Below are 3,877 nucleotides of genomic sequence, written 5' to 3' on the forward strand. Positions count from 1 at the left end.
GCTCGGCGTGAGGCGCTGGCCGTGTGGGTGAACCACTACAACTACCATCGGCCTCATACCTCCTGCGGGGACGCCCCTCCGGCCTCGTTGGCACCGGCCCGAGTCAACAACGTCATGCCCTCCTACACCTAGCGTGGTGCCCGGCGGCACCCGCCGCCCATCAGCACTCGTCAGAGGGGACAGTCACATGAGCATCGTGCAGATCGACGTCGAGGACCTGCGGGCCAAGAGCGGGGCGGTGGAGGGCTCCATCGGACGCCTCCAGGCGGAGGTGAGCACCATGGAGGCCAACCTGCGCCAGCTGCAGGACACCTGGCGCGGCCAGGCGGCCGCGAACTTCCAGGGCGTGCTCACCGAGTGGCGCGCCACCCAGCAGCGCGTGGAGGAGTCCCTGGCGGGCATCCGCCGCGCGATGGACGCCGCCGCCACCCAGTACCAGGACGCGGAGACCGCCAACGCCGCGATGTTCCGGTTCTGAGCGCCCGGAACGGACCGGGGCGCGGCCGGCCGGCCGCGCCCCGGTCCGTGCTTCCTAGAGTGGAGGCATGACCGTCCTGATCGACCCGCCCGCGTGGCCCGCCCACGGCACCGTGTTCTCCCACCTCGTCTCCGACGCCTCCCTCGAGGAGCTCCACGCGTTCGCGCGGGCAGCAGGGCTCTCGGAGCGGGCCTTCGACCGGGACCACTACGACGTGCCCGCGCACCGACGTGCCGAGCTCGTGGCCCGCGGGGCGGTGCCCGTCACCGGACGGGAGCTGGTGCGTCGGCTCGCCGCCTCGGGGCTGCGCGTGCCCGCCCGGAGCCGCGCCGAGAAGCGGGACGTCGTCCTCGCCCGGCGCTGGGCGCGGCTGTTCGAGGGCACGGCGGCGAGCGCGGATGCGGTGACGACGGCGTGACGCGACGTGCTGGCACGCTGGGCGGATCCGCATCTGCAGTACCACGCCCCGGCCCACCTGCTCGGGGTGCTCGAGTCCGTGGACCTGCTCGAGCGGGCGGGGGCGGAGACCGGGCCGGATCCGCGTGCGGTCCGCCTGGCCGCGTGGTTCCACGACGCCGTCTACGCCGGGGACCCCACCGCGCCCGCCGGCCAGGACGAGGCGGACTCGGCCGCCCTGGCCCGGGACGTGCTCACCGATCCGCGGCTGGCCGTGCCGGCCGACGTCGTCGACGAGGTGGCACGCCTCGTGCTGCTCACCGCCGCCCACGACGCCGCCCCGCACCACGCGGCCGGGGCGGTGCTCTCGGACGCGGCCCTCGAGGTCCTCGGCCGCTCCCCCGGGGCGCACGCCCGCGACGTGGCCGCGGTGCGGGGGGCCGCCGCGCAGGTGTCCGACGCGGACGGGGCCCGCGGCCGCGGCGCGGGGCCGGACGCCCTGCTGGACGCCGGGCGGCTGTATCGGACCGCGCCCGGCCGAGCACGCTGGGAGGCCGCCGCCCGCCGCAACCTGGCGGCGGGACGAGCCGCGCTGGCGGCCTGAGCGGGGCGCCCCGGTGCTGGCCCCGGACGCGGCGAGGCCCGCCTCCCCGGACGGGGAGACGGGCCTCGCAGGCTGGGCGCCCGAACGGGCCGGGCCGGCTCAGCGGCTGATCACATCATGCCGCCCATGCCGCCCATGCCGCCCATCGGGTCCATGCCCTCGGCGCCGGCGGCGGCCTTCTCGGGCTTGTCCGCGACGACGGCCTCGGTGGTCAGGAACAGGCCCGCGATGGACGCGGCGTTCTGCAGGGCCGAGCGGGTCACCTTCACCGGGTCGTTGATGCCGGCGGCCAGCAGGTCCTCGTACTCGCCGGTGGCGGCGTTCAGGCCGTGGCCGTCGTCGAGGGTCTTGACCTTGTCCGCCACGACGCCGGGCTCCAGGCCGGCGTTGAAGGCGATCTGCTTCAGCGGGGCCTCGATGGCGACCTTCACGATGTTCGCGCCGGTGGCCTCGTCGCCCTCGAGCTGCAGGCCGCCGAACGCCTTGGCGCCGGCCTGGATCAGGGCCACGCCGCCGCCGGCGACGATGCCCTCCTCCACGGCGGCCTTGGCGTTGCGCACGGCGTCCTCGATGCGGTGCTTGCGCTCCTTGAGCTCCACCTCGGTGGCCGCGCCGGCCTTGATGACGGCCACGCCGCCGGCCAGCTTGGCGAGGCGCTCCTGCAGCTTCTCGCGATCGTAGTCCGAGTCGGTGTTCTCGATCTCGGAGCGGATCTGGGCCACGCGGCCGGCGATCTGCTCGGCGTCGCCGCCACCCTCCACGATGGTGGTCTCGTCCTTGGTGACGACCACCTTGCGGGCGGTGCCCAGCAGGTCGAGGGTCGCGTTCTCCAGGGACAGGCCCACCTCGGAGGAGATGACCTGGCCGCCGGTGAGGATGGCGATGTCGGCGAGCATGGCCTTGCGGCGGTCACCGAAGCCCGGGGCCTTCACGGCCACGGACTTGAAGGTGCCGCGGATCTTGTTGACCACGAGGGTGGCCAGGGCCTCGCCCTCGACGTCTTCGGCGATGATCAGCAGCGGCTTGCCCGACTGCATGACCTTCTCGAGGATCGCCACCATGTCCTTCACGGAGGAGATCTTCGAGTTGACGATGAGGATGTAGGGATCCTCGAGGACGGCCTCCTGGCGGTCCGCGTCGGTCACGAAGTAACCGGAGATGTAGCCCTTGTCGAAGCGCATGCCCTCGGTGAGCTCGAGCTCGAGGCCGAAGGTGTTGGACTCCTCGACGGTGATGACGCCCTCCTTGCCGACCTTGTCCAGGGCCTCGGCGATGAGGGAGCCGATCTGCTTGTCCGCGGCGGAGATCGAGGCGGTGGCCGCGATCTGGTCCTTGGTCTCGATCTCGCGGGCGGCGGAGAGCAGCTCGGAGGTGACGGCCTCCACGGCCTTCTCGATGCCGCGCTTCAGGGACAGCGGGTCGGCGCCCGCAGCCACGTTGCGCAGGCCTTCGCGGACCAGCGCCTGGGCCAGCACGGTGGCGGTGGTGGTGCCGTCGCCGGCGACGTCGTCGGTCTTCTTGGCGACCTCCTTGACGAGCTCCGCGCCGATCTTCTCGTACGGGTCCTCGAGCTCGATCTCCTTGGCGATGGAGACGCCGTCGTTGGTGATGGTGGGGGCGCCCCACTTCTTCTCCAGCACCACGTTGCGGCCGCGGGGGCCGAGGGTCACCTTCACGGCGTCGGCCAGGGTGTTCAGACCCTTCTCCAGGCCGCGGCGGGCCTCTTCGTCGAATGCGATGGTCTTGGCCATGTGCAGGTCCTTTCTGGACGTCGGCTTCCTACTGCTGGTGGCTGACCCGCGCCGGTGCCCGCGACGGACGGCCCCTGGGGGCCTCACCGGTGGACAGGTCCTCCTCCACGGCGCCGGGCCGACCGGGGTACGGCTGGCAGTCGCGCCTTCGGAGTGCTAACCCCATTATGAGCACTCGCACCGGGAGAGTGCAAAGGGTCCGCGGTGCGGGAGCCAGCTCTTCCGCGGACGGCGGACGGCCCCCGGCAGCACGCCTCGGGAGGCGCCCCGCCGGGGGCCGTGAGCGGTGCGCGGCCGGCACGGCCGCGCGACGGGCGGATCAGCCGGTGACGACCACCGCGACGCCGTTCACCTGCAGGTTCGGGGTCTGCATGACCGGGAAGCCGAGCTCCTTGCCGACCGCCTCGGCGGCGGCCTTGTTGGCCGAGCCGTTGTACAGGACGGTGGAGGACTGGATGCCGTAGCCGCTCCAGTTCTTCGCGTCCACCGAGGTGTAGCCGGCGCTCCTGAGCCGCTGCGCGTAGGAGGCGGCGAGTCCCTGGGAGCGGGTCGCGTTGTACACGGTGACGTGGGTGCCGCGCACGGCCGAGGACTGTGCGGCCGCACGAGAGCTCGACGCGGCTGCGGACTGTGCGGCCGCACGGGAGC

At 73.1% G+C, this 3,877-nt stretch carries 4 protein-coding genes and 1 pseudogene; 3 read left to right on the forward strand and 2 right to left on the reverse strand.

Annotation, left to right across the window (positions count from 1 at the left end):
* The 3 genes and pseudogenes from D8M29_RS09525 to D8M29_RS09535 all read left to right on the forward strand — a co-directional run.
* Window positions 1–132 (forward strand): integrase core domain-containing protein (locus tag D8M29_RS09525; protein WP_148111564.1); only part of this gene is annotated, 132 nt, incomplete at its 5' end.
* Window positions 133–187: 55 nt separating this feature from the next.
* A complete protein-coding gene (locus tag D8M29_RS09530) occupies window positions 188–478 on the forward strand; it encodes a WXG100 family type VII secretion target (protein WP_010079419.1) in 291 nt (96 codons plus the stop codon).
* 67 nt (window positions 479–545) lie between these two features.
* Window positions 546–1,478: pseudogene (locus D8M29_RS09535) on the forward strand (DUF4031 domain-containing protein).
* Window positions 1,479–1,588: 110 nt separating this feature from the next.
* On the opposite strand, the gene groL reads toward D8M29_RS09535, so the two are convergent.
* Together groL and D8M29_RS09545 are read right to left on the reverse strand one after the other, a co-directional pair.
* Window positions 1,589–3,229 (reverse strand): chaperonin GroEL, encoded by a 1,641-nt coding sequence (groL, locus tag D8M29_RS09540; RefSeq protein ID WP_010079421.1) that lies wholly within the window; start codon window positions 3,227–3,229, stop codon window positions 1,589–1,591.
* A 319-nt stretch (window positions 3,230–3,548) separates the two neighbouring features.
* Window positions 3,549–3,877: LytR C-terminal domain-containing protein (locus tag D8M29_RS09545; protein ID WP_148111565.1), on the reverse strand; the 329-nt coding region annotated here is incomplete at its 5' end.

Origin of the sequence: Micrococcus sp. HSID17227, assembly GCF_003989405.1 — a bacterium.
GTDB lineage: Bacteria > Actinomycetota > Actinomycetes > Actinomycetales > Micrococcaceae > Micrococcus > Micrococcus luteus.